Annotated in this window: 38 protein-coding genes and 1 tRNA gene; 21 read left to right on the forward strand and 18 right to left on the reverse strand. The window is 51.4% G+C overall.

All coding sequences use genetic code 11. From position 1 onward, the window contains the following. Positions 1–3: 3 nt before the first annotated feature. The 9 genes from argF (at position 4) to SynMVIR181_RS04140 (ending at position 4,489) form a co-directional block, all read left to right on the forward strand. Positions 4–951 (forward strand): ornithine carbamoyltransferase, encoded by a 948-nt coding sequence (argF, locus tag SynMVIR181_RS04100; RefSeq protein WP_186590082.1) that lies wholly within the window; start codon positions 4–6, stop codon positions 949–951. Next, positions 948–1,700 carry a carboxylesterase gene (locus SynMVIR181_RS04105; RefSeq protein ID WP_186590083.1) on the forward strand — a complete coding sequence of 251 codons (753 nt, stop codon included), beginning with the start codon at positions 948–950 and terminating at the stop codon, positions 1,698–1,700. Before argF ends, SynMVIR181_RS04105 begins: the two co-directional genes overlap by 4 nt. A 3-nt stretch (positions 1,701–1,703) precedes the next feature. Continuing rightward, positions 1,704–1,874, forward strand: a complete 171-nt coding sequence (locus SynMVIR181_RS04110; protein ID WP_186590084.1) for a hypothetical protein — start codon at positions 1,704–1,706, stop codon at positions 1,872–1,874. Further along, on the forward strand, positions 1,871–2,119 hold the full coding sequence (locus SynMVIR181_RS04115) for a hypothetical protein (RefSeq protein ID WP_186590085.1): 249 nt from the start codon (positions 1,871–1,873) through the stop codon (positions 2,117–2,119). Before SynMVIR181_RS04110 ends, SynMVIR181_RS04115 begins: the two co-directional genes overlap by 4 nt. Then, on the forward strand, positions 2,116–2,586 hold the full coding sequence (locus tag SynMVIR181_RS04120) for a hypothetical protein (RefSeq protein ID WP_186590086.1): 471 nt from the start codon (positions 2,116–2,118) through the stop codon (positions 2,584–2,586). The genes SynMVIR181_RS04115 and SynMVIR181_RS04120 overlap by 4 nt, the downstream gene beginning before the upstream one ends. A gap of 54 nt (positions 2,587–2,640) precedes the next feature. Next, positions 2,641–3,264 carry a transcriptional repressor LexA gene (gene lexA / locus SynMVIR181_RS04125; RefSeq protein ID WP_186590494.1) on the forward strand — a complete coding sequence of 208 codons (624 nt, stop codon included), beginning with the start codon at positions 2,641–2,643 and terminating at the stop codon, positions 3,262–3,264. 64 nt (positions 3,265–3,328) lie between these two features. Continuing rightward, positions 3,329–3,401, forward strand: a tRNA-Ala gene (locus SynMVIR181_RS04130). Between the two features lie 8 nt (positions 3,402–3,409). Beyond that, positions 3,410–3,721, forward strand: a complete 312-nt coding sequence (locus SynMVIR181_RS04135) for a hypothetical protein (RefSeq protein WP_186590087.1) — start codon at positions 3,410–3,412, stop codon at positions 3,719–3,721. 192 nt (positions 3,722–3,913) lie between these two features. Further along, the gene (locus SynMVIR181_RS04140; protein ID WP_186590088.1) at positions 3,914–4,489 is read left to right on the forward strand and encodes a hypothetical protein; all 576 of its coding nucleotides are present in this window, start codon (positions 3,914–3,916) and stop codon (positions 4,487–4,489) included. A gap of 274 nt (positions 4,490–4,763) precedes the next feature. Here SynMVIR181_RS04140 and SynMVIR181_RS04145 read toward each other — a convergent pair whose 3' ends face one another. Next, on the reverse strand, positions 4,764–4,913 hold the full coding sequence (locus tag SynMVIR181_RS04145; RefSeq protein ID WP_186590089.1) for a hypothetical protein: 150 nt from the start codon (positions 4,911–4,913) through the stop codon (positions 4,764–4,766). Positions 4,914–4,954: 41 nt separating this feature from the next. On the opposite strand from SynMVIR181_RS04145, the gene SynMVIR181_RS04150 reads away from it, so the two are divergent. Further along, the gene (locus tag SynMVIR181_RS04150) at positions 4,955–5,815 is read left to right on the forward strand and encodes an NAD(P)-dependent oxidoreductase (protein WP_186590090.1); all 861 of its coding nucleotides are present in this window, start codon (positions 4,955–4,957) and stop codon (positions 5,813–5,815) included. A 90-nt stretch (positions 5,816–5,905) separates the two neighbouring features. Here SynMVIR181_RS04150 and SynMVIR181_RS04155 read toward each other — a convergent pair whose 3' ends face one another. The 3 genes from SynMVIR181_RS04155 to SynMVIR181_RS04165 form a co-directional block, all read right to left on the reverse strand. Continuing rightward, positions 5,906–6,109, reverse strand: a complete 204-nt coding sequence (locus SynMVIR181_RS04155) for a hypothetical protein (RefSeq protein WP_255444427.1) — start codon at positions 6,107–6,109, stop codon at positions 5,906–5,908. A 68-nt stretch (positions 6,110–6,177) separates the two neighbouring features. Next, on the reverse strand, positions 6,178–6,579 hold the full coding sequence (locus tag SynMVIR181_RS04160; RefSeq protein ID WP_186590091.1) for a tautomerase family protein: 402 nt from the start codon (positions 6,577–6,579) through the stop codon (positions 6,178–6,180). 464 nt (positions 6,580–7,043) lie between these two features. Then, positions 7,044–7,229 (reverse strand): hypothetical protein, encoded by a 186-nt coding sequence (locus tag SynMVIR181_RS04165; protein WP_186590092.1) that lies wholly within the window; start codon positions 7,227–7,229, stop codon positions 7,044–7,046. Positions 7,230–7,328: 99 nt separating this feature from the next. On the opposite strand from SynMVIR181_RS04165, the gene SynMVIR181_RS04170 reads away from it, so the two are divergent. The 3 genes from SynMVIR181_RS04170 to SynMVIR181_RS04175 all read left to right on the forward strand — a co-directional run bounded on the left by SynMVIR181_RS04170 (position 7,329) and on the right by SynMVIR181_RS04175 (position 8,164). After that, positions 7,329–7,703, forward strand: coding sequence for a hypothetical protein (locus SynMVIR181_RS04170; RefSeq protein ID WP_370593874.1), 375 nt, complete (start codon positions 7,329–7,331; stop codon positions 7,701–7,703). Positions 7,704–7,854: 151 nt separating this feature from the next. Then, positions 7,855–7,986, forward strand: coding sequence for a hypothetical protein (locus tag SynMVIR181_RS13225; protein ID WP_255444428.1), 132 nt, complete (start codon positions 7,855–7,857; stop codon positions 7,984–7,986). A 31-nt stretch (positions 7,987–8,017) separates the two neighbouring features. Further along, positions 8,018–8,164 carry a hypothetical protein gene (locus tag SynMVIR181_RS04175; RefSeq protein ID WP_186590712.1) on the forward strand — a complete coding sequence of 49 codons (147 nt, stop codon included), beginning with the start codon at positions 8,018–8,020 and terminating at the stop codon, positions 8,162–8,164. Positions 8,165–8,256: 92 nt separating this feature from the next. Here SynMVIR181_RS04175 and SynMVIR181_RS04180 read toward each other — a convergent pair whose 3' ends face one another. Then, the gene (locus tag SynMVIR181_RS04180) at positions 8,257–8,451 is read right to left on the reverse strand and encodes a hypothetical protein (RefSeq protein WP_186590093.1); all 195 of its coding nucleotides are present in this window, start codon (positions 8,449–8,451) and stop codon (positions 8,257–8,259) included. Between the two features lie 517 nt (positions 8,452–8,968). On the opposite strand from SynMVIR181_RS04180, the gene SynMVIR181_RS04185 reads away from it, so the two are divergent. Beyond that, entirely contained in the window at positions 8,969–9,253 is a 285-nt protein-coding gene (locus SynMVIR181_RS04185; protein ID WP_255444429.1) for a hypothetical protein, read from the forward strand. Between the two features lie 986 nt (positions 9,254–10,239). Next, positions 10,240–10,455 (forward strand): Nif11-like leader peptide family natural product precursor, encoded by a 216-nt coding sequence (locus tag SynMVIR181_RS04190; RefSeq protein ID WP_186524909.1) that lies wholly within the window; start codon positions 10,240–10,242, stop codon positions 10,453–10,455. Between the two features lie 42 nt (positions 10,456–10,497). Here the strand turns inward: SynMVIR181_RS04190 and SynMVIR181_RS04195 are convergent, their stop codons facing one another. From SynMVIR181_RS04195 to SynMVIR181_RS04205, 3 genes are all read right to left on the reverse strand, one after another. Further along, positions 10,498–10,740: an RNA polymerase-binding protein RpbA gene (locus SynMVIR181_RS04195; protein ID WP_255444431.1), complete on the reverse strand. Its 243-nt coding sequence runs from the start codon at positions 10,738–10,740 to the stop codon at positions 10,498–10,500. Between the two features lie 262 nt (positions 10,741–11,002). After that, positions 11,003–12,013, reverse strand: a complete 1,011-nt coding sequence (gene gap, locus SynMVIR181_RS04200) for a type I glyceraldehyde-3-phosphate dehydrogenase (RefSeq protein ID WP_186524911.1) — start codon at positions 12,011–12,013, stop codon at positions 11,003–11,005. Between the two features lie 128 nt (positions 12,014–12,141). Further along, complete coding sequence (locus SynMVIR181_RS04205; RefSeq protein WP_370593875.1) at positions 12,142–12,783, reverse strand: L,D-transpeptidase; 642 nt, start codon at positions 12,781–12,783, stop codon at positions 12,142–12,144. A 41-nt stretch (positions 12,784–12,824) separates the two neighbouring features. Between SynMVIR181_RS04205 and SynMVIR181_RS04210 the strand changes: the two genes are divergently transcribed. Next, the gene (locus SynMVIR181_RS04210; protein ID WP_186590097.1) at positions 12,825–13,004 is read left to right on the forward strand and encodes a hypothetical protein; all 180 of its coding nucleotides are present in this window, start codon (positions 12,825–12,827) and stop codon (positions 13,002–13,004) included. Positions 13,005–13,099: 95 nt separating this feature from the next. Next, positions 13,100–13,357, forward strand: coding sequence for a photosystem I reaction center subunit PsaK (gene psaK, locus SynMVIR181_RS04215; RefSeq protein ID WP_186590098.1), 258 nt, complete (start codon positions 13,100–13,102; stop codon positions 13,355–13,357). A 141-nt stretch (positions 13,358–13,498) separates the two neighbouring features. Here psaK and SynMVIR181_RS04220 read toward each other — a convergent pair whose 3' ends face one another. Beyond that, positions 13,499–14,152 (reverse strand): TVP38/TMEM64 family protein, encoded by a 654-nt coding sequence (locus tag SynMVIR181_RS04220; protein WP_186590497.1) that lies wholly within the window; start codon positions 14,150–14,152, stop codon positions 13,499–13,501. Positions 14,153–14,520: 368 nt separating this feature from the next. On the opposite strand from SynMVIR181_RS04220, the gene SynMVIR181_RS04225 reads away from it, so the two are divergent. Further along, positions 14,521–14,700, forward strand: a complete 180-nt coding sequence (locus tag SynMVIR181_RS04225) for a hypothetical protein (RefSeq protein WP_186590099.1) — start codon at positions 14,521–14,523, stop codon at positions 14,698–14,700. Between the two features lie 32 nt (positions 14,701–14,732). Here the strand turns inward: SynMVIR181_RS04225 and SynMVIR181_RS04230 are convergent, their stop codons facing one another. Continuing rightward, a complete protein-coding gene (locus tag SynMVIR181_RS04230) occupies positions 14,733–16,034 on the reverse strand; it encodes an MFS transporter (protein ID WP_186590498.1) in 1,302 nt (433 codons plus the stop codon). Positions 16,035–16,121: 87 nt separating this feature from the next. Between SynMVIR181_RS04230 and SynMVIR181_RS04235 the strand changes: the two genes are divergently transcribed. Continuing rightward, positions 16,122–16,409 (forward strand): hypothetical protein, encoded by a 288-nt coding sequence (locus SynMVIR181_RS04235; RefSeq protein WP_186590100.1) that lies wholly within the window; start codon positions 16,122–16,124, stop codon positions 16,407–16,409. A gap of 19 nt (positions 16,410–16,428) precedes the next feature. On the opposite strand, the gene SynMVIR181_RS04240 is transcribed toward SynMVIR181_RS04235, so the two are convergent. From SynMVIR181_RS04240 to SynMVIR181_RS04270, 8 genes are all read right to left on the reverse strand, one after another. Further along, positions 16,429–16,608 (reverse strand): hypothetical protein, encoded by a 180-nt coding sequence (locus SynMVIR181_RS04240; RefSeq protein ID WP_186590101.1) that lies wholly within the window; start codon positions 16,606–16,608, stop codon positions 16,429–16,431. Positions 16,609–16,914: 306 nt separating this feature from the next. Then, entirely contained in the window at positions 16,915–17,580 is a 666-nt protein-coding gene (locus SynMVIR181_RS04245) for a secondary thiamine-phosphate synthase enzyme YjbQ (RefSeq protein WP_186590102.1), read from the reverse strand. A gap of 54 nt (positions 17,581–17,634) precedes the next feature. Next, positions 17,635–18,360: an MBL fold metallo-hydrolase gene (locus SynMVIR181_RS04250; protein ID WP_186590103.1), complete on the reverse strand. Its 726-nt coding sequence runs from the start codon at positions 18,358–18,360 to the stop codon at positions 17,635–17,637. Then, positions 18,357–18,485: a hypothetical protein gene (locus SynMVIR181_RS13230; RefSeq protein ID WP_255444433.1), complete on the reverse strand. Its 129-nt coding sequence runs from the start codon at positions 18,483–18,485 to the stop codon at positions 18,357–18,359. Before SynMVIR181_RS13230 ends, SynMVIR181_RS04250 begins: the two co-directional genes overlap by 4 nt. 52 nt (positions 18,486–18,537) lie before the next feature. Beyond that, entirely contained in the window at positions 18,538–19,410 is an 873-nt protein-coding gene (locus tag SynMVIR181_RS04255) for a DMT family transporter (protein ID WP_186590104.1), read from the reverse strand. Between the two features lie 7 nt (positions 19,411–19,417). Next, positions 19,418–19,669, reverse strand: coding sequence for a 2Fe-2S iron-sulfur cluster binding domain-containing protein (locus tag SynMVIR181_RS04260; RefSeq protein ID WP_186525456.1), 252 nt, complete (start codon positions 19,667–19,669; stop codon positions 19,418–19,420). Positions 19,670–19,764: 95 nt separating this feature from the next. Further along, the gene (locus tag SynMVIR181_RS04265) at positions 19,765–21,270 is read right to left on the reverse strand and encodes a cobyric acid synthase (RefSeq protein ID WP_186590105.1); all 1,506 of its coding nucleotides are present in this window, start codon (positions 21,268–21,270) and stop codon (positions 19,765–19,767) included. Positions 21,271–21,287: 17 nt separating this feature from the next. Beyond that, positions 21,288–21,665 carry an Npun_F0494 family protein gene (locus SynMVIR181_RS04270; RefSeq protein ID WP_186590106.1) on the reverse strand — a complete coding sequence of 126 codons (378 nt, stop codon included), beginning with the start codon at positions 21,663–21,665 and terminating at the stop codon, positions 21,288–21,290. A 90-nt stretch (positions 21,666–21,755) separates the two neighbouring features. On the opposite strand from SynMVIR181_RS04270, the gene SynMVIR181_RS04275 reads away from it, so the two are divergent. After that, the gene (locus tag SynMVIR181_RS04275) at positions 21,756–22,358 is read left to right on the forward strand and encodes a nucleoside triphosphate pyrophosphatase (protein ID WP_186590499.1); all 603 of its coding nucleotides are present in this window, start codon (positions 21,756–21,758) and stop codon (positions 22,356–22,358) included. A gap of 62 nt (positions 22,359–22,420) precedes the next feature. After that, complete coding sequence (locus tag SynMVIR181_RS04280) at positions 22,421–22,675, forward strand: hypothetical protein (protein WP_186590107.1); 255 nt, start codon at positions 22,421–22,423, stop codon at positions 22,673–22,675. The last annotated feature ends 14 nt before the right edge of the window (positions 22,676–22,689 follow it).

Raw genomic sequence — 22,689 nt, forward strand, 5'->3', positions numbered from 1 at the left:
GGCATGGATAAGGGCGTTGCTGCTGTTCTCACCTACTTAAGCGGGCGTGATTACCTGTCGTCTGCAGACGTTTCTGCGCAGGAAACCCAGGCTCTGCTCGACCTTGCGCGCCAACTGAAGTCTGGTGACCGGCGCATCGATCTCGGCAATCGGGTGCTCGGGTTGATCTTCACCAAAGCCTCCACACGCACCAGGGTGAGCTTTCAAGTGGCGATGGCCCGGCTCGGCGGTCAAACCGTGGATCTCAACCCCCAGGTCACCCAGCTCGGTCGGGGTGAACCCCTAGAAGACACAGCCAGGGTCTTGAGCCGTTTTTGCGACGCTCTCGCTGTGCGCACCTATGCCCAACAGGAGCTCGTGGATTACGCCTACTGGGCTTCGATTCCGGTGATCAATGCGCTTACGGATCTCGAACATCCCTGTCAGGCCTTGGCTGATTTCCTCACGATGCAGGAGGCCTTTGGTGATCTGCAAGGCCAAACCCTCGCTTATGTGGGAGATGGAAACAACGTGGCCCACTCCTTGATGCTCTGCGGTGCTCTGCTCGGCGTGAATGTGCGCATCGGCTGTCCCGATGGTTTTGAGCCCCTTCCCGGGGTGCTGGATCAAGCACGTGCCCTTGCCGTTGCTGGTGCTCAGATTGAGGTCACCAGCGACCCGGGTGCGGCGGTGCGCGGCGCCCAGGCGTTGTACACGGATGTTTGGGCGTCGATGGGCCAGGAGGAGGAGCAGGCGGAGCGTGAACAGGCCTTCAAAGGGTTTTGCTTGGACGAGGCCCTGCTGGCAGAAGCGGATCCCAAAGCGATCGTGCTGCACTGCTTGCCTGCCCATCGCGATGAGGAGATCAGTGCCGGGGTGATGGAGAGTGCGTCCAGCCGGATCTTTGACCAAGCGGAGAATCGTTTGCATGCCCAGCAGGCGCTCCTCGCCGTTTTGCTGGGTGGTTTGTGAGCGCATCGCCCCAGGCGTTTTCCCTGCCTGGAGGAGCGATCACGGTGGTTCTTATTCATGGATTTACCGGATCGCCTTCTGAGATGGAGCTTCTCGCTGCCGCCTTCAATGCCGAGGGCTACGGCGTCGAAGTTCCCCTGCTCGTTGGTCATGGCACCACCCTCAGCGATTTGATGGAGGTGCAGCCAAAGCAGTGGATCGACCCGCTTGATGCCTTGATCACTCGTCTGTTATTAGAGGGGCAAATAGTGGTACTGGCAGGGTTGTCGTTGGGGTCGATTTTGAGCCTGCAACTGGCGTTGCGTTACCCCCAAATCAAGGCTCTCTTGCTGTACTCACCACCCATTCGCAGCGGAGACCCCCGTCGCTTTTTGGCCCCTTTGCTGATCCGATTCACGCAATCGCTGCCCAAGCCGGTCTCTGATTTCTGTGACCCGATCGCGGCCCAGCGGCTTTGGTCTTACGACCGCTATCCCGTGGCCACCAGTGCTCTTGTGCTGGATCTCATCTCTCGCACGCGCAAGCAGCTCTCCAAGGTTCAGCAACCGCTGCTGGTGATTGCGAGTCGTCGCGACAAGGTGATTTCAGCCAGTGGTATCCAGCTTTTGATGCGCACCGTGAACTCTTCGCCTCGAGAGCTTCACTGGTTAGAGCGCAGTGGGCATGCGATCACTGTGGATGCTGAATGGATGGTGGTGCGTGATCTCAGTCTCAACTTTCTACGTAAGCTTTTTCCAACGTCAACTTGAAGCATGGATCAAGTCGAACGAGACAATTGGCAAAGGGTTCTCGAAGCCCTAGAGGCGGCCGGTGACCGCGAAAGCGGCTTTTATCTCAGGGCTCAAGCGATCTGTAACGGTGAGCCAGACCCCTTGCTGGAGCAGGAGCAGAAGGATCAGGAACAGAGGGAGCAGGGCGCATGAGCATCGACCCGATCGAGCGTGGCCTGGAACAATCCTTTGAGCTCGAAAAGTGGGGGCGGTTCATTCGTGAGTGCGACGACATCGACACCCTGCGAGAAACGGCTTTGTCCTTGGTGCAGCAAATGGCTCAGCTCAAGGCTTCCAGTGCCTGGATGGCAACGCGTGCCTCTGAATCCGAAAACGGCAGATTGGAAATGTTGGCGGAATTGATCAAGCAAAAAAACGTCGATCAGGAGAAGTCATGAGCGTTCTTTCCATTCTGAGGACGTCGGTTGGATTGCGAACCATCGTGATCACCGGATCCACCGCGGCTGTTGTGTCGGTTGCCTCTGCGTTGCCAAGCGATGCCAGCTGGGCGCCAAAACCTGAGCCCAAGTTTTGGAGTGAGGTGCGCCTGCAAATGATGGATCAGGAAACGTCTGCACCATCGGATTGGACGTTTATGGAAGCGATGCAATCCCCCAAAATCGACGCAGCTGAATACTTACGTGATCCTCGCCGTGAGCAACAGACAGTGACCTTTCAGGCCTTGTTGTTGATGCGCAAAGGGGATGGCAATCCCTGGGGAATGCGGCAGTTATCGATGCGCGCCCAGTGCCTTGAGGGGGTGTTGGAACGCCAGGATCAACAGGGGGGGTGGAGTGTTTACCCAGGGCGACAGGGAACGGCGTCCAAGGTGAATTGGATCTGCGCACAAGCTCCCAATCCCTGAGCCCCTTGCCAAATCTCTAGGGAATAGGTACATATGTATTGACTGAATTGGATCATCCCGGTGACCACTGGATCCCCCGAGCCGCTCACCACTGCTCAGCAGGAGCTTTACGACTGGCTGTCGGACTACATCGGTAGCCATCGCCATAGCCCCTCCATCCGTCAGATGATGCAGGCGATGGGGCTTCGTTCTCCCGCTCCTGTGCAAAGTCGCTTGCGCCATTTGCAGCAGAAGGGATGGCTCACCTGGCAAGAGGGGCAAGCGCGCACCTTGCAATTGTTGGGAGATGTGGCCTCGGGTATTCCAGTGCTTGGCGCTGTAGCGGCCGGTGGTTTGGTTGAAACCTTCGATGATGTGCAAGAACATCTCGATTTGGCTCCAGTGCTCGAAACCCGTGGCTTGTTTGCGCTCACCGTGAATGGTGATTCGATGGTGGACGCTCACATCGCCGATGGTGATGTGGTGCTTATGGAGCCCGTACACGAGCCCGGTCGTTTGCGTCAGGGCACGATTGTGAGTGCCCTGGTGGCTGGCAGTGGCACCACCCTCAAGCATTTCCACCTTGATGGAAGTGTGGTGCGCTTGGAAGCGGCAAATCCTGCTTATGACCCCATTGAGTTGCCAGCGGAGCAGGTGCAGGTGCAAGGCAAATTAATGGCGGTGTGGCGCCAGGTTTGAGCTCCATGGCGGTGTAAGCTTCGCCACGACAACGACAAGGCTTTCGAGCTTCGGAGTTGTTGATGGGGCCATAGCTCAGCTGGTAGAGCACCTGCATGGCATGCAGGGGGTCAGCGGTTCGAATCCGCTTGGCTCCATTGATTGAATGAAGTCTGCTTTTTTTGCTACCAAGAGAAGGCGTTGGTTTGCTTCCTTGGAAAAGTCAGAGAAAAGTGCATTGGTGAAGATCGCCTTGCTCGCTTTTGGTTGGCCCTTGGCCCTCAATCATTTTTACGAGGGAAACGCTGGGAGTGGTCTTATCGCCATCCTCGTGACGTGGATCGCCTGGATCTCGATTTTTGGAATAGTGCTGTGGATTTTTCCCTATTTCACAGCAGTGTTCAAAGCCTTAAGGGAGTTTGAAGATCGGTCACCTCAGTTTGAGGAAAGGCCATCCCTCGACCCCAAGCGTCAATGATTTTATCCAATGGTTACATCTGTTGCCTTACTGATTGATGGGCGAAGGGTATTTCAACCCCATTATGGTTAGCGACGACGAAGTCTCTGTACTGCCTAAACGAACTGGGTTGGTCCAAGTGATATCAGAGCCTTTTGCCGTTGTCTTTGATCAGGAGCCTGGCTATACAAGGAATGCTCGTCAAAGCAGTCAATGGTTGAGAAAATTCTGCTGCTATCACTTTCATTAGGCATTTTAGGAGTTGTCGATCATGAAGTGATTGCAGCTTCGTTGCCAAATCGTGAATCAGTTGAGTTTTTAGAAAGTGAAGGACGTAACTATGCAGTGATAAATTTTAGCAGTGAAGAATGTAAAGTATCGGGAAGCGCTGCTAGGCGGGCAATCCTTTACTCTTGTTTTGCAATTGTTTATCCAGGTGGCAAGGTTGGCTCCCTTACTTACATGCTTAAGTCTGCAGATATAGGGGTTAAAGATAGTGTAAGCTGTCCTTTATCGGCTAATAAGAATCAAGCCACGCTTTTTCATACAAGGTTCAGCGACAACTTGCCCCGTGCTGGTTTGGGTGCATTCGCAACCTATGCGATGGCTAGAAATGTGAGAGAAGAAGGAAACACTTATTATGCTGACATCGCATTCCCGGCATGGTGGCTAAATCAAAACAAGCATGTTAAGGAGGGTTTGGTTGATGTAAAAGCAGAAGATATTTGTGGAATTAACTATTATTTCAAACCTTCTAAGAAGCTTTTCGATTTAATCGAGACCTTTTAGGGCCAAGTTTTTTCTATTTCAATGTCAATGAATAGGCTCAAAACCGTCTCCTTCCTATGGGTGCCGCACTGCAGCTTCGGGAATCAACGACCTTAGGTCGACGTTTGATCCAATGATTGTGTTATCAATGGATCACGCCACAGGGCCCGATAAAGAGCCCACTGCGCGAGAACAGATAACCGTTTCTTCCATGAATCGAAAAACACTGCCTACAGAGCGGGGCTCTGTAGCTTCGAGGCCAAATGTGTCCGCGACAACCAAAAAGCAACCAGAATTAATCACTTGGGAGGAGCTGATTGGTAAACGCTAAATATGGTGCTTGCTGATGGCTTGCCAACACTAAATATGGTCTATCAAGTGGGTTGTTCTTTGTTGCTGCTGCAGAGCTGATCGCTCGTTCACCTTTTGATTCAGTCAGCAGCATTAGCTGGGTGATGATCAGCGGGTTCGATGCTTCTCGTTTCGATGCCCACCATTGCGTTGCTTGGCACCGGTTTGCTCGGTGAGGCCATCGGCTGCCGTCTGCTCGAGCGAGGGGTGACCTTAAGGGTCTGGAACCGCACCCCTGAAAAATGTGAGCCTCTCCTGGAGCGGGGGGCTGTGCTGATCGACTCACTAGATGGGTCAGCCAAGGGCTGTGATGCCGTGATCACAGTGCTGCGCGATGGGCCTGTGAGCGCAGAGGTGATTGCCGAGCTGGGTGATCTCGATGCCGCTTGCTGCCTGCCGATGGGCACGATGGGAATCAGTGAATCCCGGCAATTGGAGCTGCAGGTTCAAGGGCAGCAGGGTGTCTACTTGGAGGCACCGGTTTTAGGTAGCAAGGCAGAGGCCTTGAAGGGCAAGCTATTGGTGATGGCGGGAGGCGATGCCTCCGTGTATCAACAACAGTTGCCACTGCTAAAACTGCTCGCAGAAGAGCCCAAATGGATGGGCCCCACCGGCCGTGCAGCCGCCAGCAAGTTGGCTCTTAACCAGCTCATTGCCAGCCTCACCCACGGCTACTCCTTGGCGTTGCGTTTGGTCCAGGCCTCCGGGTTGGAGGTGGAGCGCTTTATGGAGGTGCTGCGTCCATCAGCGCTTTATGCACCCACCGTGGATAAGAAGCTCGAACGGATGCTCTCGCACGACTTCAGCAATCCCAACTTCAGCACGGCGCTCCTGCGCAAAGATTTGCGGCTGTTTGTGCATGAAGCATCTCTGGCTGGGGTGAATGCTGAGGCCCTCGAGGGGTTGGTGGAGCTCCTAACTTGCGCGGAAGGGACTTCGCTTGATGCAGGCGATTATTCAGGGCTGCACGCTCTGACAGCAGGGTCATTCGATTGATGCTCATTGATGACTATCAGCGGCCTCCAGGCTTATCGAATCCGCAAGCAGCGGTTCTGATCACCATTGGCCTGCAGGTTGTTAAAAGCACTAGGAGTGATCAAAGGGCTGAAGCAGCGTTGCATCAATGTCAGCCTTTGGATTGAGCTTCAGGACCATCCACAACAGCATTGCTGAGCATGCCTTGTCATCAGCGCCATAATCGTATTTCCAGTCCTTAATCATGCCGACGAGCTCATGCTGAGCATTGGTGATGAATGCATCCGTCCATTCCTGCATAGCCAAATCGTTCAAGCCGTGAATAGTGTCACAGATCAACTGCGGAACTGGAGTCGTCTGCGTCTGACTCAGCGCTGATGACCTCAGAAACTTGAGTTCGCCTCCTCTTGTAGCAACTGTGCTACCCCGTTTCCAAAAGACCAATCTTCCCGTTGTGTTGGACTAATACTGATGAAGAGGTCTTCTTTGCGAATGCCTTGTTTCTCGAGCTCTTCAGCGAGAACACGGAAGAGCTCAATCTTCAACTCCTTGCTTCTGGGTGAAGACGTGATCTGAAGAAGTAGGGGTGGCTTGTCTGATCGCTGAATCCCCCACATGCTGCGATTAATACGCATTCGTGATTTTTTGTATTCGTTAATAATATAAAAACCACCATTCTCTGGGATTCCCCAAGCTCTCACAAGGCAAGCATGAATCGTCTTTTGAAGATGATCGATCGATTCTTCTGTCATCCCCTCTGTGATGTTAATCGTGATGAGTGGCATCCGATGGCTTAAATTCTACGCTTCTTTAATAGCATGTATTGATTGCTTGGAATCCTCTTTCCTTTGGCAAGGTCTTCGAGCTGTTTGTCGGATCCTATTGAGATATCTTGGACCACCGTTCAGATTGCTTCTATGTGCTGATTTGGTGCCATAAGGCTTTTTTGTCTTTGTTTGGAGTTACCGAACGACCGTTTAAAAGTCTTTGATATGAACATGAAGCCTTCCTTGCTAAATGACTGCTGCCTTTGAAGACTATTGTAGGCAACATGTTACAGCTTGAATGATAACTATTTGGCCGCTACTTTCTAAGTCGTCTTTTCGGAAATGACCGAAACTATGATTTTTGAGTAAGATGCATATGCCATTACCTTTCAATATGTCTGGGAGTAATCTTCTTGTTAATAACTGAAAGAATAGCTGGCTTTATGTTTATGCTTAATTATCGGTGATTGTTTGCTTGATTCTTAATCTTCTTCTTCAACCCTGGGGTTTTCTGCTGTCCATGCTCGTTCGAGTGCATTCACGTTTGCACTTCTTTCGGGAGACTCAACGATCACATTGACATTTCGCTTGGCAAGAATCAAGCGCACGAGAGAAACCAAAAACCAGTAAGCGGTGGCAAACAGCACACTGAAGTAGACAAAACGCACTCTCTCTCCATCGGTTATGAGTTGATGCTAAGGGGGCTTTGTGGGCCGTTGCGGCCCTGCAATCCCGTTTTGTTGCAAGCTGCTTTAGGCCTGTCTCCCTTGACCAACGTCCTGGTGACGAGTTTGATAGGACACTTTGTGATGGCAGCGATGCAAGACGATGCTCTTAAAGCGTTGATCTCTGATTTGGGAGAAGGGATCGTGATTGATCCAGAGCTTCTTGAGGGTTGCTCGGTTGCTGCCCATGATCTTGATGACATGGACGCTGCTCAAGCTGCTGAGGTTGCAGCTCACGTGTTTTTCACATTGTTTGAAACCAAGGTTTTGGAGCAGACCGGTGAGAGTGCCGAACCTGAAGAGGGTGAATGGTCTGGCTTGGTGAATGGGTTTCGCTTCGTCATTGAACGGGATGGTGATGGTGACCTTGTGGTGGATTTCAGTGAGGCTCCATCCGTGAGTTCCAGCGATGCTTGAGATTGGCCCCAACATCGCCTTGGAGCTTGTTTGTGACAGCTAGAGCATCAAGGTCGTTGCATGCGGATTGAGAAAGTTGAGCAGGTTGCAGCCCTGATCATTACGGCTGGACTCGTGCTTGGAAATTTTGTGATGTTCACTCCATGGAGGAATGACCAAGACCCTCGCAACCGCCAAGTGGCTCCGCTTCAATCGCAGCCTGATCGACCCTGATCGATCTGATCCCTGGTTTGTTGATTGGGATGGCTGCGGTACGTCTGGCATGTGGCGAAGCGCGTTGTGATCACGGCTATAAAGCTTTATGATCTGATTCCTTGGAGATCAAGATTTTGGGAAATTACACAGTCGCCATTCTTGCAACCATTGGTCTTGTGATTGTTTTTACTGTTCCTGTTGTTTGGCAATTTTTGCAGCCCAACGATGATGACTTTGGCGATATCAGTAAAAAGCCAAAGCAGTAATAATACTGTTTGCGATTATAATTTGATTGTATTGCTGTTAAGGCGTAAATTTTCCTGGTTTGCATGCAATTTGAAATGTCTAACCCATTCGGTTAGGTTTGTTGTTCAGAATCGATGCTAATTCTCTCTTCTGGTGTTAGGTGCTCTTTGATGATTGGTGATTCCTCACCTGCTTCCAAGGCTCTAATGTCTCGTTCGATGTTATCGATAAAGAGTTTGTTTCCATTGGCTTTGGCAATGCTTAGTACCTTTTTTAATCCCTCTAACAACTGCTCGTAATCGCTCATTGATCCTTTGTGGCTGTCGCTGACGGTGGTTCAACCTTAGGCTTCAGAGCCTTCGTCATCAGATCTTCTCGTCATTACAGCCTTAAATCCTTGGATGCTTTTGCTGGTTTGGCAATGCGCCTTTACACCGATGCCAGTGGCTGTTGGCTGGCACAAACTGTAGAGAGTGAGATTCGGAGGCGCTTTGGCAGACGACACTCCACCTGAGTGCTCAGCAGAGGCAGGCTGATCTCAGCTGCCTGCTTAACAGCCTCAATTAAGGCAGTCTCATCACAAGCAGTCTCAACAAGATTGTGTGGCTCTTTGGTTTGGCCTTGTGTTGCCTTAACGAGTACCCCAGCCCAAGCCTTGAGCCATGGTCCACTAGATCCTGAAGACAGACGCTTTTAGCAGCCTTCCAATCCCTGGCAACAGAGATGGTTCCAGCATCAATCAGAGAGTCCTGCTGTCGTACCAAGTGGGAGGCCGGCCTGCTTCCCTTTCAGAAATTTGGAGAATCTTCATGAACAAAGCTGCGATGACCACTTCCCAGACTCAGGCTTCCCTGATGTCCGTTGGAGCTGCCTCTGAATGTCGTTCTCGCAACGATCGTCAGACATATTTTTCAATCACAAGAAGTCTGGTTCAGGCACAGTTCAAGCTTGATGATCGGGAGTTGTCTCGTCGCCTGTGGCAGGAGGTTGCCGACCGTGATCTTGAAGTGGGCCGGATTATTAATCTGATGTATGGATGTTGGTTCCACCAGAATGAGGATGAAATGTTGGAAGTTGACAATCGGCACCTTGCATTGTTTGTTGACTAGCTTGATGATTTCTTGTCTTTAAGTCGACGTATTTGATTGAGTTAAATATTTATTTGTCAGGTTATGCGTGCCTTTTTGTGATAATGATTTTCTTGATTTTGGTTTGCATGCTTTCTTGAGGCGTTAGCATTAGTGCAGCTTTTATGCCGTCATGGGTTCTCAGCATGCTTCCTTATTGTTAGCGGTTAAGAGCTTTTTAATCAAAATCGCGATTGATTTGATAGCAGAGCTGGTTGTTTGTTAGCTAGACGGAAGCGGGCTTGTTTGTAAATTCATTGGAAAGGTTTTCCTGCCTTGTGTTGTTAGCTTTGCAATTATTGATTTTGTTGTTTTGTCCCAGATACGCAATGCCCTGAAGCGTAGGCATCATAAACTTGAGTCTAGAAATAAATCATTTGCTGATGGCGTACAGCGTGTATTAGATGAATGAGCTGGTAGTTGTTGATTATGTTTCGCAGGTCTTTTTCCTTCCTCGTTGCTCTAGGCATACAAGATTGTCTTAATGGAATCTTTTTATTGAATCGTCTAAATATTCCTACTCAGCTACGCACATCGTTGCTGATGATGAGACTGAGTGGCTGCATAGCGCCGTCCCGCAATATGGGCCTCGCTTACAGATCTGAAGTTTCCAACATGGTCGTAATTCACCCCATTGGTTGTTGCAGAGACTGAATAGAGGCTTGATGTAACCTTCTGCACGCACCAATGCATGAAGCAGGATGGTGCCTTTTCGAGAGAATGCATTCTGTCCTCGACCTTGAATGTGTTGAAAGTAAGATAGGATCACTTAGCTGAGGCCCATCCTTCACGAAAGTCCATTCGGCTTAAGTTTTTCTTTAGTATTGTCGCTATTGATCGTTGTTGGTCTTGTACCAGTAGCCCCAGTGCTGACCATGCTTTTAAGATTTCTTCTTTAATGGCTTGCTCGTTTCAATACGGCTATGGCCCATTGACCCATCCTTTTTGGCGCTGTTTAGGTTTTCCTCATGGCTCTTGATCAACTCAAGGCTTTTCTCATCCAGATGCAAGATGACGAGGGGCTCAAATCCACAGTTCTTTCGGCATCAACAGCGGATGATGTAGCCAAAATTGCGGCCAAGCTTGGTTATGAGTTTTCTGGAGACGAGTTGCTACGTCAATCGGGAAAAAAGGTAGGACGCGTGACCGTCTCTAAGCAAGAAACACCCGGCGAATATAATTAATTGATCGCAATAGGATTGTTCTTCTTTTCCTAGAGTTTTTGTTTATTCGATTGGTTCTCCATCGATGCTAATTTCAAATTCAATCCCGAATCGATGTGCCGTTGCTCTGAATCGTTTTGCTAGTTCAATAAATAGCTTCTTTACTAATTCGTCGTCAAATTCATAAATCTCTAAATTCGCTGTTTTTGCCATCGCTTGTAAATCTTCTATCAGTTTTTCTACTCTCGTTGAAAAAACTTTGCCAAACCGAGCTCGTTTTTCTGTTGATGAATTGAAATCAGGCATCATTGTCATGGTGTGTTCTTGATCACATTGCTGCTCTGTGGCTAGTTTTGCATGTTTTCTGGTGATCCTTGCATATGGTGTATATGCCTACTAAACTCTTGATCCGTCTTGAGATGGCTGGAGTGTATACAACACTGATTAAAAATTTTCTAACTCGTATCAAGAAAAGGGATTATCTATTGTCTCTATTTTAAGTTATTCCAGTCTGATAAGAAGTGATGCTCTAGTTGACTGGAATGAGTCTCTTTTGACCCTTGTGAAGTTATTTGGCGTATGTTGAAGAGTCCATGTGTTTGATGAGATCAATGCACTTGCAGCTGTAGGCCCATTCGTTGTCGTACCAGGCAACGAGTTTCATGAATCGATCATTCAGTGCCATGCCAGCACCTGCATCAAACACTGATGTTGCACTATCACCGAGCAGGTCATTCGATACCACTTGGTCATTGGTGTATCCGAGAATTCCTTTTAATTCTCCTTCTGCAGCTGCTTTCATAGCAGCTTTTACCTCTTCATAGCTAGTTGACTTTTCCAGATTGACTGTGAGATCAACAACTGATACATCAGGCGTTGGCACCCTGAATGCCATGCCTGTGAGCTTTCCATTCAATTCTGGAATGACCCTTCCAACAGCTTTTGCAGCTCCTGTTGAACTTGGAATAATACTTTGCCCAGCTCCGCGTCCACCTCTCCAGTCTTTGTGTGAGGGACTATCGACTGGCTTTTGTGTTGCTGTCGTTGCGTGGACTGTTGTCATTAATCCGCTCACGATTCCAAAGTTATCATTAACAACTTTTGCTAATGGTGCGAGGCAGTTTGTAGTGCAACTTGCATTCGATACGATCTGCTGACCTTGATAGTTTTTATGATTAACACCCATCACAAACATTGGAGTTTCATCTTTTGATGGTGCGCTCATCACAACACGCTTGGCTCCAGCATTGATATGTGCTCTCGCTTTGTCATCTGTGAGGAAAAAGCCTGTGCTTTCAAGCACGTAGTCGGCACCAATATCCCCCCACTTCAGTTGATTTGGATCTCTTTCCGCAGTGATGCGGATTGACTTTCCATTTACGACCAAATTGTTGTTTTCGACTTTTACATCACCTGGGAATTTTCGGTGCGTCGAATCATACCGAAGTAGGTAGGCGAGATAATCCACATCGATTAAATCATTCACTGCTACGACTTCAACATCATCCATTGATACCGCCTGGCGAAAAGCCAGGCGACCAATGCGTCCAAACCCATTGATACCAATGCGAATGGTCATGGGTGGTTCCCTAAAAACTAGTTATAGGTGCTGTGCATCTCTTTGCATCTCCTCATTTGAGGATGCTCACATGTGATTGAGTACTATCACTCAGTATTGCTATTTACGATGAAGGTCGGTTACTGCTTTTAGCGATTACAGGGTTGGTTCGATGTCACGATCACCTCATCACCAAGATTGATGCTCTTGATCAGTTTGGTGAGCTGTTTGTTCTTCATGTTGATGCAACCACCTGTAACACGTTTGCCGATGCGAGTTTCATCATTTGTTCCGTGAATGGCAAAGCTATACCAACGGTATATTCCATCGTATTCGTTAAAACTAAAGGGTTGAGGTGTTGAAGGTACTGGGGCTAGGCTGATATACCCTGATCCATACTCACCTGTTTCTCCGTCACCTTTGAAGTCTATGGAGTTCATGTTATTAAATAAATTTTCTGACAGATAGCTTTTGGTTTTTCCTGATTGTTGGATCAGTGATTCATCCATTTCAAATCTCTCTTTACTCATAATCGCATTAACTTTGAAGGTGCCAAGTGGTGTAACACCTTCCTCAAATGTGCTGCCTATGCATCCCACTCCATTCTTCCCATAGCCCACTTCAAACACCATCCCTTTGCTTTCGTTTGGTGCTGTCCCTTTGCTTTCGTTTGGTGTTAGTTGATTGAGTTCGATTTTGATGGGCCCTTCTCCTCGTGACGAGCCCTTTGTTGTGTTTGGTTGCTGCATGCATCCTGAAAGCATGAGAGCTGATGATGTGACCATCAGCATCTGTGCTACACGCATGATCGTTTTGGTGGGTTCTCCACATCATGGCGTGGTTTGATTCGAATGCCTGCGATTCAAATGCCTGCGTTTCAATTGCCTGCAAAGATGGTTGTGTTCTGAATGTTTTGGATTTGAAGCTTCTGATCGCGGCTGCTTTTCTTCTGGGTTTGTTGGCCCTCACTCAGTTTCTTGTTCGCCGTGGAATGTCGAGTGGTGATGAGTAGCTCAACAGTTCGTATATCGTCCATTTGAAGGCTTTTTACGAAATGGTTCCAGGTGATGCCATTGGCCTGATGATGAATCACCTTCATCTCTATCCATGACTTCTCATCTTTTGGCGGTCGCTTCTCCTGAAACCTTCAGTTGGTCTCCAAAGGTGGGTCTCTTGATGGTGTTATGCAATATTTTTGCGATCTATCTAGGCACAAAAATTTTTCAGGCTGGAGAAGGTACTCAACTTCCTAATCCTAAATACTTTGGTGGCTTGGGCTTAGAAGCTTTAGTGGCTACAACCAGTCTTGGTCATGTGATTGGCTTTGGTGTCATCCTCGGTGTCGGAGCTTCAGGCCTGCTTTAGGTTGTAAGTTCTTTGGTCTTCGTTGAACAGAGAAGCGGTTCAGAAGTATTCATTAGCCGTTGGTTTTACCTCGCTATTGACTACTTCTCGCCTGGTTTTTTTTGGTTTTGTGTGATGTGAAATGTCTGGGTTTAGATTTGATTATTTGAGCTGCTTCGAAGCTTTTACTTGATATTTTTTCACAACTCCTGCAATAATTGCTAATGCAAAGACGCCTAGAGATGCGAAAACAAGTATTAATTTTCCACCGTTAAAAACCTCAGCTCCTAGGGCCACGATTGGCAAGTCACTCAAGGCAACGCTGATGATGAGTGCTGGAGTGAATACCTTCCACTTTGTTCCCCCAAGGCCAGCTGCATAACTCACAAAATCAAACAGACCCGTCATCAATAGTCCTGTTAAGAGGAAAGGATTTCCTTCTATTTGGGATTGATTAAAGCTTTCAATCCGTTTGCTTGCTTTCTCGCCTACGAGTTTCTTGACTGGTTTTTGTCCGTAGCGTTTTGCTATGAGAAATGCGATTTGGCAAAAAACTAAATCTGTTATATAGATGGTGATTAGTCCTGTTCTAAAGCCTAGGAGTGCTCCGGCAAGGAGTGAATACACCGTGCTCGGAAAGGCTGGAAGGAGAATGCTGATGCCCCGCAGAGCCACGATCCCTAGGGGTGCCCAAACACCCATTCCTTCAACCTGCGCACGAAGGGGCTCGAGCGCATGGGTGTGGGCGAGATGGAGAACAACAATGACCAGCGCAACAACAATGCTGACCCCAAGGATTTTGCGTAGTCGCTGCACGTAGTCCTGATTGAATGTGATTGTTTTTACTTTTGCACTGTTCAATCGCTTATGCCAACTTCTGTTTCGATGTGGAATGTGTTGTTACAACTTCATCCGTGATGCTTGTTTCTTTGTTGTTGTGATTTTCTAGTGATCTTTAGTTCACTCATGAATTCTATCTGTATGGCTTTGTCTGGTTTCTTTTGGCCTAGGTCGTTGTGAGATTGGCGCTTGGAACTCTTGCTCTCCTTCTCCCTGCCTTGTTGTTAGCGCGCTTTACTTGTGCTTTTGACTGGTTCCTCGCACTGATCCACAGGTTTTCTTTGGGATTGCCCTGATTTTGATTGCGTTGTCAGCGTTAACTTTCCGGCAAACGCGCGGTCACTATGGATTCGTCTGATCTCGAAGTGGTCAATGTTCTGGTTTTCCAGCAGCTTCTGGAATCTGTCGAAAGCGAATCCTGGGATGAGGCCGCCATGGCCCTCTACAAGCTTTACGACATTGAGGCAGGTCAGGACTTTCTCGATCAAGACGACGTCGACGACCAACAGCTTCTGGCCGCCTGATCGCTCTGTTGTGCTGTCGCGCTCAATCTTGCTCAGCACTGTTGTGTCTGAGCTTGTTTCAGCAACGGTTTGAACGCTGTCTCTCTTGTGAAGAAGGCAGCCGTCACAAAGGTGCATAGGCCACTGAGGCCGACCCAAATCCCCAGATAGATCGGATTTCCGCTGGCGCGAGCGATCAGCACAGCAGCAATCAATGGAGTTGTTCCACCAAACCAGCCTTCGGCGAGGTTGTACGCCAAGGCTGTCCCCGTGCAGCGCACTTCTGCTGGCATCAGTTCCACATTGGCAGGGCCTTTGCCACCGTCCACCAGCGCAATTGCCAGCGTGAATCCCAGTTCCCCGCGAACGATCGATCCAGGGTCTTGGCTGTGGATTAACTGCAGGAATGGAACCGCTCCAATGCAGAGCAGGGCTGCTCCACCCATCAACATCGGACGTCTGCCGATGCGGTCTGAAAGCCAGGCTGTGATTGGGTAGAGCAACAGCAACACAGCCATCACATCGGTATTCAGGCTGAGAGCAAGGCTGTTTGAGATTCCATCTACATCTTCCACATAGGTCACTAAGTAGACGTAGACCGCATAAAAACCAACGCTGCTGGCAATGTTGAGCGCTAAAACTCTGAGGAATGCAGGACGGTGGACTCCCAAGGTTGAAGCGAGCGGGGTCTTGGTTGTCTCGGGTGTTTCGTCTTCCCCGATGCCCGTACGAATAATCACTCCTGTTAGGGCCACCAAGGAGCCCAGGGCAAAGGCCACCCTCCAACCCCAAGCATCGAGTTGCGTTTGTGTGAGCGTTCTCGTGAGCAGATCACCAAAGGCCGACCCCATCAGCATCCCCAACACAGACCCCCATAGCCCCCAAATGCTGTAGAAGCCCCGTTGCCGATCTGGAGCGGCTTCGGCAAGAAAAATGATGGAGGTTGTGTACTCACCGCCTGCTGAAATTCCTTGCAGAAGGCGTAAAAGCACTACGGCAATCGGCGCCGCAATTCCGATCTGGGCATGGCTGGGTAAAAACGCCATCGCCACGGTTGGGATCGCCATTGCAATCACCGACAGGGTTAGGGCGCGGCGACGTCCAACCAAATCGCCGATCCGGCCATACACAATTCCTCCCAGTGGACGGACGATGAATCCTGCAGCAAAGGCTCCAAAGGCACCAATCAGTGACGCCGTTGGGTTGGTTGAGGGAAAGAATTGTTGGCCAATCACCGTGGCGAAGTAGCCATAGAGCGCAAAGTCGTACCACTCCATCACGTTGCCGATCAGGCCGGCGATTAAGACCCTCGCTTTGGAAGGCGTTCTCGATCCCTTCTCTTGTTCTTTAAACATCCAATCAGCAGCCCCGAATCTCCACATTGGACGATTGGGCAAGTTTGAAATCATGTGGCTAGAGAGTGTTCAAATTCCCTCACGCTGATGTGCCTTCTGGCTGCTCTGGGCCTTTTCGTTCCCAGGTTGATTCTGATTCTTCTCTGGTTTGTGAATGCGCCCTTTGTGCTTGGACCCTTCAGTGGATTACCCCTCCCAGCTTTTGTTGCGCCCTTGATTGGTTTGGTGATGTTGCCCACCACCTCCTTGGGGTACTGCTGGGCGAGTGCCTCCTATGGCGGGATTAGTTCGTTTAGTGGTCTTTTAATTGTTGGTATTGGTTTATTAATTGATCTTGGTTTGATCGGTGGCGGGCGAGGAATTGCCCGTCGTTAATGATGCGGATTAAAGCTTATTAAAGTGTGCCCAATCCTTCAATACAAATCGTGCTTGCTTTAGGCTGCCAAGCCTTGATCAATGTTGCGTTGGCTTCGCACTGATCTCTGGACGTTTGTGGAACTTTTTCCAGTGCAGCAGTGGTGCGATGGGCTCCATAGGTGGCCCAGGTGATGATCAGCCAAGTGATCGGTTCCATGAAGAGAGAAGCGAATTCTCCTTCTAGCTTGTCGTCTAGTGCTGCCCAACTGTGGACTTCTTCTTGGTTTTTGGTTTACACAAGGATATCGTCTTCGATTAGCCAGCCTTTGAGGATCAGTTCTGCTTTTTTTGGTTCGACGTTTGAGGCTGGTACATCAACCATCAAAAACACACCATTGCGGTTGCAATAAAGCCGTCTTAGTCCAATCACGTGAGCGACTCCTGCTTATGCAGAATCCATCATGTTGAGAGTTGCCTGAATCTTCAGTAGCGGCTGAGACCAAGCACGGATCGTTCGATTGAATTAGCTGTCGCTGATGTCATGCAATCTGTCGATCAACAGGTCAACATCGGTTGCATTTCCACCATCCTCAGCCCAGGCTTCTGGATGAATCCTGTCTTGAATTTGTTGATTGAGTCGCGTTGCGTTGCGCAGATTGAGCAGGGTTTGATTGCTGGCTGTTTGCGTTGTTGCGGTTGCACGCGTTGAGGATGTTTGTTGGAGATTGCTTTGTTCGTCTCCGATCAAGTGGCAAGCGACCTGCCTTGTGCTTCCGAGCTGGCGATGCTCCCAGAGATACACCGCCTGCCAGGTGCCCAGCAGCAAGCGACCGTTTTGAACGCTGAGCGTCATGGTTTGGCTGGTGAGTGCCGTTCGGATGTGCGCAGGCATGTCGTCATCGCCTTCATCGTCATGGAGGTAACGGCGACGTTGACCTTGGGCATCTGCTGGACCTCTCCCATCCTGCGGGACAACAGCCTCCATCCAAGCGGCTAAATCACTGAGGACGCGTGGATCTGCGTTTTCGTTGATCGTGATGCTGCAGCTGGTGTGCAGACAGGTGAGGTGCAACACCCCTTGCGCGATGTCCTTGCTTCCAAGCCAGGTTTCGATCTGTTCATTCAGCCTCGTAAACCCTTTCCCCTTCGTTTGGATCTGGAGTTGCGTCAAGGACTGTGCAAGGGCCATCACGGCGCGATCCAGAGATATCCACGGTTTAGCCGTGTTGAATCATTCTGAGCTTCAAGCGTGCGTTTCTAGTCGTACAGGCTCCCCTGGTACTGGAGTCACAACGCGTGGATCATGCTGTTCTTTGATCTCTGCCCCACTGAGCAGGGCACTGATCAATCCGCTGAAGGTCACGTCTCCGCCTGTTGTACTGGCGAGCACCGTTTGGGGAGTGAAGCGTTCGATCAAGTCTGGAAGCACGCTTGCGCCAGTGATGAAGTTGCCGGCCAGTGGTAGTCCGAGGTCGATCACCGGCGTAATCACGGTGTCGACAGGTCGGGAGGCGAGCGTGGGATCAAGAACGCCATGGGGCTCGAGATAAAGAGAGCCACCGGTCCAATCAAGCAGGTATCCGTTTTCCACATTGGGAACCGCTGCTCCAGCTGTGGCCTGGATGCTGATGCCCTTCACGGTGCAGCTTTCACCAGGCTTGAGGGTTTCAATCTTTTCAAAACCCAAACGTTTCACCACCTTTGCTGCAGCTCCTGAACCCACCACGGGGAGGTTGCGTGGCAGCAGTTTCAGGCTGGGTTGGTGGGCATGGTCCGCTAACCCTTGGGTCAGTAGGAGAAGGTCAAGATTCTCAGGAACCTGCCAGGGGTGAGGCAGTTCGCCGCGCAACATCCAAGCACCAGGTGGAAACACCAAGGGGCCACTCAGCCAGGGGTCGACCAGGACCCGACAATCAGCGATTTCTAAAAGCCAGCCATTGGCCCCGAAATAGGTTGCTTGCGAGGTCATGACTGCTCTTTGGGTGGGGTCTGAAGCGATTCATCGAGGCCAAGATCGATCTCGCCGATCCAAGCCACCATGGCCAAAAGGGCAAGAACGGAGCCGATCAGTGGAACCAAGCGGCGCGCTTTCATGAATGCTTCGTGAGTGGCTGAACCGTAGAAGGGCGTTGGCCTGTCCTGCGAGTCAGGAGAGAACGGCCAAGGCAATGCCGCTCACGGCCAGGAGTGATGCGCACACTCCAGCTGCGCGTGGATGGTCGCCTTCCGGTGCTGCCACCAACAACGCCATCACGGGGGCTGTACTCAAAACCGTGATGCCGATGCCAAGCGGTAACTGCTTCAACACCACTTGCTGCAACACGATCCCCACATTGGTGCCGAGCAGAGTGGCGATCAGCACTCTTGGCCAGCGCCTGTGGTTGGGTCGAGGCTTGGGAAACAGCGTGCGAAGCCGCAGCCAAGGAAGTAAGAGCAGTAGCCCTCCCAATAGGCGCGTGGCTGCGCTTTGCCATGCCGTTAAATCCGTGCTGATCAAAATGCTGCGGGAGACGGCTGCTCCGCTGACGCCACACAACACGGCGAGGAGGGCAAACACAATTCCTTGCCATTGCACGTTGCGCGCGCGATCCAGCTGGCGCGTTCCGTCCGGTGGACTTTGACGCGCCACCAGCAACACCGAAACGGACACCATCACGGCTCCTAGCCAAGCTTGAACTTCAATGCGTTCGCCCATCACGACAAGGCCGCCGAGGGCTGCGATCAAGGGGGCAAGCGACTCAAGCGTGAGGGTGCGTCGTGTGCCAAGACGACGCAGGGCTGCCAAATAAAAGCTGTCTCCTAAGGAGATCCCGAGCCCACCGCTGATCAACAGCCAGAGCAGTGCTTGGCTCTCAAGTTTCCATGGCAGAAACAACAGAACCGGAAGCAATAAGGCACAAGCGATTGCGTTCTTGAGCCCGTTCAGTTCGAGCGCCGTGAGTGAGGTGGAGAGGCCACGCCAAAGGCTGCTGGCCAGGGTCCAAGCCAGCGCTGCGACCAACCCCGCGATAACGCCCATTGATCAATTACCAGTAGGGGTCTGTGGCGAATTCCACGGAGAGGGATCCTGAGGTTGATGCAGGCACCGTGCTGATACAGGCACGCACCGTTTGCCCATTCACGTCGATTTCGCAGGCGCCACAACTTCCCCCTAAGCAGCCCGTTGGAATGTGGATGCCTGCCGCTTGAGCAGCCTCGAGCCAGTCATCGCCTTTGGAACAATGGCTTTGGCTTCCGTTGGGCCATTGGATCGTGATGGCGGACTGTTTGTTCTCCATCGCTGGATTAAGGGAAAACGGCACCCTGTGATGGATGCAGAGTGCCCTTTTTGATTGTTGAAATCACCTTAACGAGCCTTTGAAACAACAAGGTTTCAAGCTTGTGGGCTGCTGCCGAGTAGGGGCTCGATGTTGATGTGTTGCTCGAAGGCATCAGCGAGGCGATCGAGCAATGCTTCCCGCTGCCGGCTGTGGTGCGGTTGTTGTTCACTGAGCGGCGGCAATCCCTTGCTTGCTCTCAGCTGATTCAGCCAGCGTCGCCGCCAAGGGCCACTTTCAAACACCCCATGCAGATAGGTGCCTGCCACAAACCCTCCTCGCTCGCTGATGGGAGTCACCCAGCCAAGCTCAGCATCAAGGCACAACGGTTGGCAGGGTTCAGATTCTTTGCTGGCGGTGCGGCCATGGTGGAGCTCAAATCCTTCGAGTTTGAGAGCGCTGCTTCCAGCGGGCCATCGGGCCACACTGTTGCGCTGCCGGAGCGCCTTGTCAGCGGAAAACACGGTACGAAGCGGCAGGAGGCCTAGGCCTGTATGGCTGTTGTTGACCGATTGAGCACCGCCTTCCAGACCCTCCGGATCGCAAAGCTCCTCGCCCAGCATCTGCATGCCGCCGCAGATGCCAAACACGTGGCCACCACCGGCGCTGTAGGCCTGAAGTGCTGCTCCCAGGCCACTGCTGTGAATGGCGGCAAGGTCACGGAGCGTTTGTTTGCTGCCTGGGATCACAACGGCATCTGGCAAGCCAAGTTCCTCGCCTGGGGCGACCCAGCGCAACTGAACCGTGGGCTCGGCTTCCAGTGGATCGAGGTCAGAGAAGTTGCTGAGGGACGGCAGCTTGAGCACAACAATCTCGAGTTCGGCGCTGCGTTTGCGCCCGCGTCGCTCGAGGAGGTCGAGGGAATCCTCCGGCGGGAATAGCTCATCCAGCCAGGGCATCACTCCCAACACCGGGACACCTGTATGGGTTTCAAGCCAGCGTTGACCCTCGTCAAACAGTTCACGCCGGCCGCGAAAACGATTGATCAACAGCCCTTTGATGAGCGGCCGTTCCACCGGGCGGAGCAGATTCAGTGTGCCCACGATTTGCGCGAACACGCCTCCCCTTTCAATGTCTGCCACGAGAACGCAATGCGCTCGTAGATATTGAGCAAGGCGCAGGTTGGTGAGATCACGTCGTTGCAGATTCACCTCCACCGGGCTTCCAGCGCCCTCGAGCACGAGGCGTCCGCCTGGATGGCTGCTCTGCAATGCATCTAAGCCCTCACGAATCGCCTTCCAGCCCGGTTTGAACCAGTCGCGGTAATAGTGCTCAGCGCGAGCAGATCCCACACTGCGGCCCAAGTGAATCAGCTCACTGGTGGAGTCTCCCTGAGGTTTGAGCAACACGGGGTTCATCGCGCAGACAGGCTCAAGCCCCGCTGCCCAGGCCTGAAGGGCTTGGGAGTAGGCCATCTCACCGCCAGTTGGATCGACCCAGGCGTTGTTGCTCATGTTCTGCCCTTTGAACGGCAGCGGCGTTTCTCCTCGACGGCGCAAGACCCTGCAAAGCGCAGCAGTCATCAACGATTTTCCGGCACCACTGGAGGTGCCCAGCACCATGAGAGCAGGGGGAGACTTCACAGACGCGGACGATGACGGCGAAGCCAGTGATGCATCACTTGTAGCGCATCTGCGTTTGGAATCTCTCCATCCCAATCGTCCAGGAGGTCTCGCCCCATCGGAGTGAGCCGCACCCGTTCTGTGAGCCCTTGGCCATCCACTTCCCTGCGCAGCACGCCCACTTGGATCAACCAGATCAAGTCATCCTCTGTTTTTGAACGATGGAGAGGTTTGCGGCTGATGGCCATCCAGTTTTTTTGGCTGCTCAGCTGCGTGCTGCTTCTGGCTTCGTGTTCCAGTTCGGCATAAAAGGCGTGGCGAAACGGCAGACAGCGCATGGCCTGACGTGCCCGTTTCAAGGCTCGTGCCGATACCAGGGAGGTGGATGAGGTCACGACCTTGCTGCTTCATCTTTCATTCTCCTCCCGTTTCATTCCGAGCGTGGCTGTGACCAGCATCAAACTGAAGGACGTTGCTTGTTTGTTTTGTTGCTGTTGGCATCCGCGTCTCCAGCCAGGCGCCGTCTGTTGGAGCAAGCTCAGATTCCCCATCAGGTGATGGTGAGCGGCGTGGATGAAGATCAGATTCAGCACCCTGATCCAGCTCAGTTGGTGCAGTTACTAGCTGAGGCCAAGGCATCAGCGGTGAAGCTCAAAGTGGAGCAGAGCGCGGAGCTCAGCCCATCCATTAAGGCCGTGCTCGGTTGTGATTCGGTGCTCGCGTTTGAGGGCGAAGTGTTTGGCAAGCCTGTGGATGCGGCAGAGGCCATCGCGCGCTGGCAACGGATGCGCGGCAAATGGGCTGAATTGCATACCGGACACTGTTTAGTGCTTCCATCCTTTGCACGTTCAAGGGCAGGTGAAGCCGCTGAGATGCAGCGCAGGTGTGTCACGACCCGTGTGCTGTTTGCCAATCTCACGGATGCGGAAGTGAAGGCTTACGTCGCCTCAGGCGAACCTTTGCAGTGTGCTGGAGGTTTTGCGCTGGAAGGACGCGGAGGTTGCTGTGTGGAGCAACTCAATGGTTGTTATTCGAATGTGATCGGCCTTAGCTTGCCGCTGCTCCGACGTTGGCTGGCGCTCTCTTAAAACCGTTGTCATTTTCCTCTGGTCGTAGCTAAATCAAAGACAGTTGTCGCATCACGCGCGCCATGACCCGTCTGCTTTGCCGCTGCTTTGCCTTGATGATCTTGACGGCTGGAGTGGCGCCTGCGTTTGCCTTTGAACCCCTTCAAAAATCCTTTGATGCAACGCCTCAAGACGCATCCAGTGAGCTCAGTGTTGAAGACGTGAACTTCTCTTCTGATGAGCTGAGGCAGGCGGAATCCTTAACGGTGACTCCAGCAGCTCCTGGAGAAAAAGGCCGGGCACCGAAGGGATATTCCCTGTTGGATGTTGGTTTTTGAGCCTGTTGCTGATT

Origin of the sequence: Synechococcus sp. MVIR-18-1 (assembly GCF_014279835.1) — a bacterium.
GTDB lineage: Bacteria > Cyanobacteriota > Cyanobacteriia > PCC-6307 > Cyanobiaceae > Synechococcus_C.

Excerpts from the sequence above, each read along its gene's own strand:
- SynMVIR181_RS13225 (WP_255444428.1), top strand. The coding sequence starts at position 7,855 with ATGACCAAGACCCTCGCAACCGCCAAGTGGCTCCGCTTCAATCGCAGC.
- SynMVIR181_RS04205 (WP_370593875.1), bottom strand. The coding sequence starts at position 12,783 with ATGCTGATGGTCACATCATCAGCTCTCATGCTTTCAGGATGCATGCAG.
- SynMVIR181_RS04210 (WP_186590097.1), top strand. The coding sequence starts at position 12,825 with ATGGCGTGGTTTGATTCGAATGCCTGCGATTCAAATGCCTGCGTTTCA.
- psaK (WP_186590098.1), top strand. The coding sequence starts at position 13,100 with ATGACTTCTCATCTTTTGGCGGTCGCTTCTCCTGAAACCTTCAGTTGG.
- SynMVIR181_RS04110 (WP_186590084.1), top strand. The coding sequence starts at position 1,704 with ATGGATCAAGTCGAACGAGACAATTGGCAAAGGGTTCTCGAAGCCCTA.
- SynMVIR181_RS04235 (WP_186590100.1), top strand. The coding sequence starts at position 16,122 with ATGTGCCTTCTGGCTGCTCTGGGCCTTTTCGTTCCCAGGTTGATTCTG.
- SynMVIR181_RS04180 (WP_186590093.1), bottom strand. The coding sequence starts at position 8,451 with ATGAGCGATTACGAGCAGTTGTTAGAGGGATTAAAAAAGGTACTAAGC.
- SynMVIR181_RS04145 (WP_186590089.1), bottom strand. The coding sequence starts at position 4,913 with ATGCTGCTGACTGAATCAAAAGGTGAACGAGCGATCAGCTCTGCAGCA.
- SynMVIR181_RS04190 (WP_186524909.1), top strand. The coding sequence starts at position 10,240 with ATGGCTCTTGATCAACTCAAGGCTTTTCTCATCCAGATGCAAGATGAC.
- SynMVIR181_RS04265 (WP_186590105.1), bottom strand. The coding sequence starts at position 21,270 with ATGGTGCTGGGCACCTCCAGTGGTGCCGGAAAATCGTTGATGACTGCT.
- SynMVIR181_RS04160 (WP_186590091.1), bottom strand. The coding sequence starts at position 6,579 with ATGCCACTCATCACGATTAACATCACAGAGGGGATGACAGAAGAATCG.
- SynMVIR181_RS04230 (WP_186590498.1), bottom strand. The coding sequence starts at position 16,034 with ATGTTTAAAGAACAAGAGAAGGGATCGAGAACGCCTTCCAAAGCGAGG.
- SynMVIR181_RS04280 (WP_186590107.1), top strand. The coding sequence starts at position 22,421 with ATGACCCGTCTGCTTTGCCGCTGCTTTGCCTTGATGATCTTGACGGCT.
- SynMVIR181_RS04195 (WP_255444431.1), bottom strand. The coding sequence starts at position 10,740 with ATGCCTGATTTCAATTCATCAACAGAAAAACGAGCTCGGTTTGGCAAA.
- SynMVIR181_RS13230 (WP_255444433.1), bottom strand. The coding sequence starts at position 18,485 with ATGAAAGCGCGCCGCTTGGTTCCACTGATCGGCTCCGTTCTTGCCCTT.
- SynMVIR181_RS04250 (WP_186590103.1), bottom strand. The coding sequence starts at position 18,360 with ATGACCTCGCAAGCAACCTATTTCGGGGCCAATGGCTGGCTTTTAGAA.
- SynMVIR181_RS04115 (WP_186590085.1), top strand. The coding sequence starts at position 1,871 with ATGAGCATCGACCCGATCGAGCGTGGCCTGGAACAATCCTTTGAGCTC.
- SynMVIR181_RS04225 (WP_186590099.1), top strand. The coding sequence starts at position 14,521 with ATGGATTCGTCTGATCTCGAAGTGGTCAATGTTCTGGTTTTCCAGCAG.
- gap (WP_186524911.1), bottom strand. The coding sequence starts at position 12,013 with ATGACCATTCGCATTGGTATCAATGGGTTTGGACGCATTGGTCGCCTG.
- SynMVIR181_RS04185 (WP_255444429.1), top strand. The coding sequence starts at position 8,969 with ATGACCACTTCCCAGACTCAGGCTTCCCTGATGTCCGTTGGAGCTGCC.
- SynMVIR181_RS04135 (WP_186590087.1), top strand. The coding sequence starts at position 3,410 with ATGAAGTCTGCTTTTTTTGCTACCAAGAGAAGGCGTTGGTTTGCTTCC.
- SynMVIR181_RS04260 (WP_186525456.1), bottom strand. The coding sequence starts at position 19,669 with ATGGAGAACAAACAGTCCGCCATCACGATCCAATGGCCCAACGGAAGC.
- SynMVIR181_RS04255 (WP_186590104.1), bottom strand. The coding sequence starts at position 19,410 with ATGGGCGTTATCGCGGGGTTGGTCGCAGCGCTGGCTTGGACCCTGGCC.
- SynMVIR181_RS04150 (WP_186590090.1), top strand. The coding sequence starts at position 4,955 with ATGCCCACCATTGCGTTGCTTGGCACCGGTTTGCTCGGTGAGGCCATC.
- SynMVIR181_RS04245 (WP_186590102.1), bottom strand. The coding sequence starts at position 17,580 with ATGGCCCTTGCACAGTCCTTGACGCAACTCCAGATCCAAACGAAGGGG.
- SynMVIR181_RS04140 (WP_186590088.1), top strand. The coding sequence starts at position 3,914 with ATGGTTGAGAAAATTCTGCTGCTATCACTTTCATTAGGCATTTTAGGA.
- SynMVIR181_RS04120 (WP_186590086.1), top strand. The coding sequence starts at position 2,116 with ATGAGCGTTCTTTCCATTCTGAGGACGTCGGTTGGATTGCGAACCATC.
- argF (WP_186590082.1), top strand. The coding sequence starts at position 4 with ATGGATAAGGGCGTTGCTGCTGTTCTCACCTACTTAAGCGGGCGTGAT.
- SynMVIR181_RS04240 (WP_186590101.1), bottom strand. The coding sequence starts at position 16,608 with ATGGAACCGATCACTTGGCTGATCATCACCTGGGCCACCTATGGAGCC.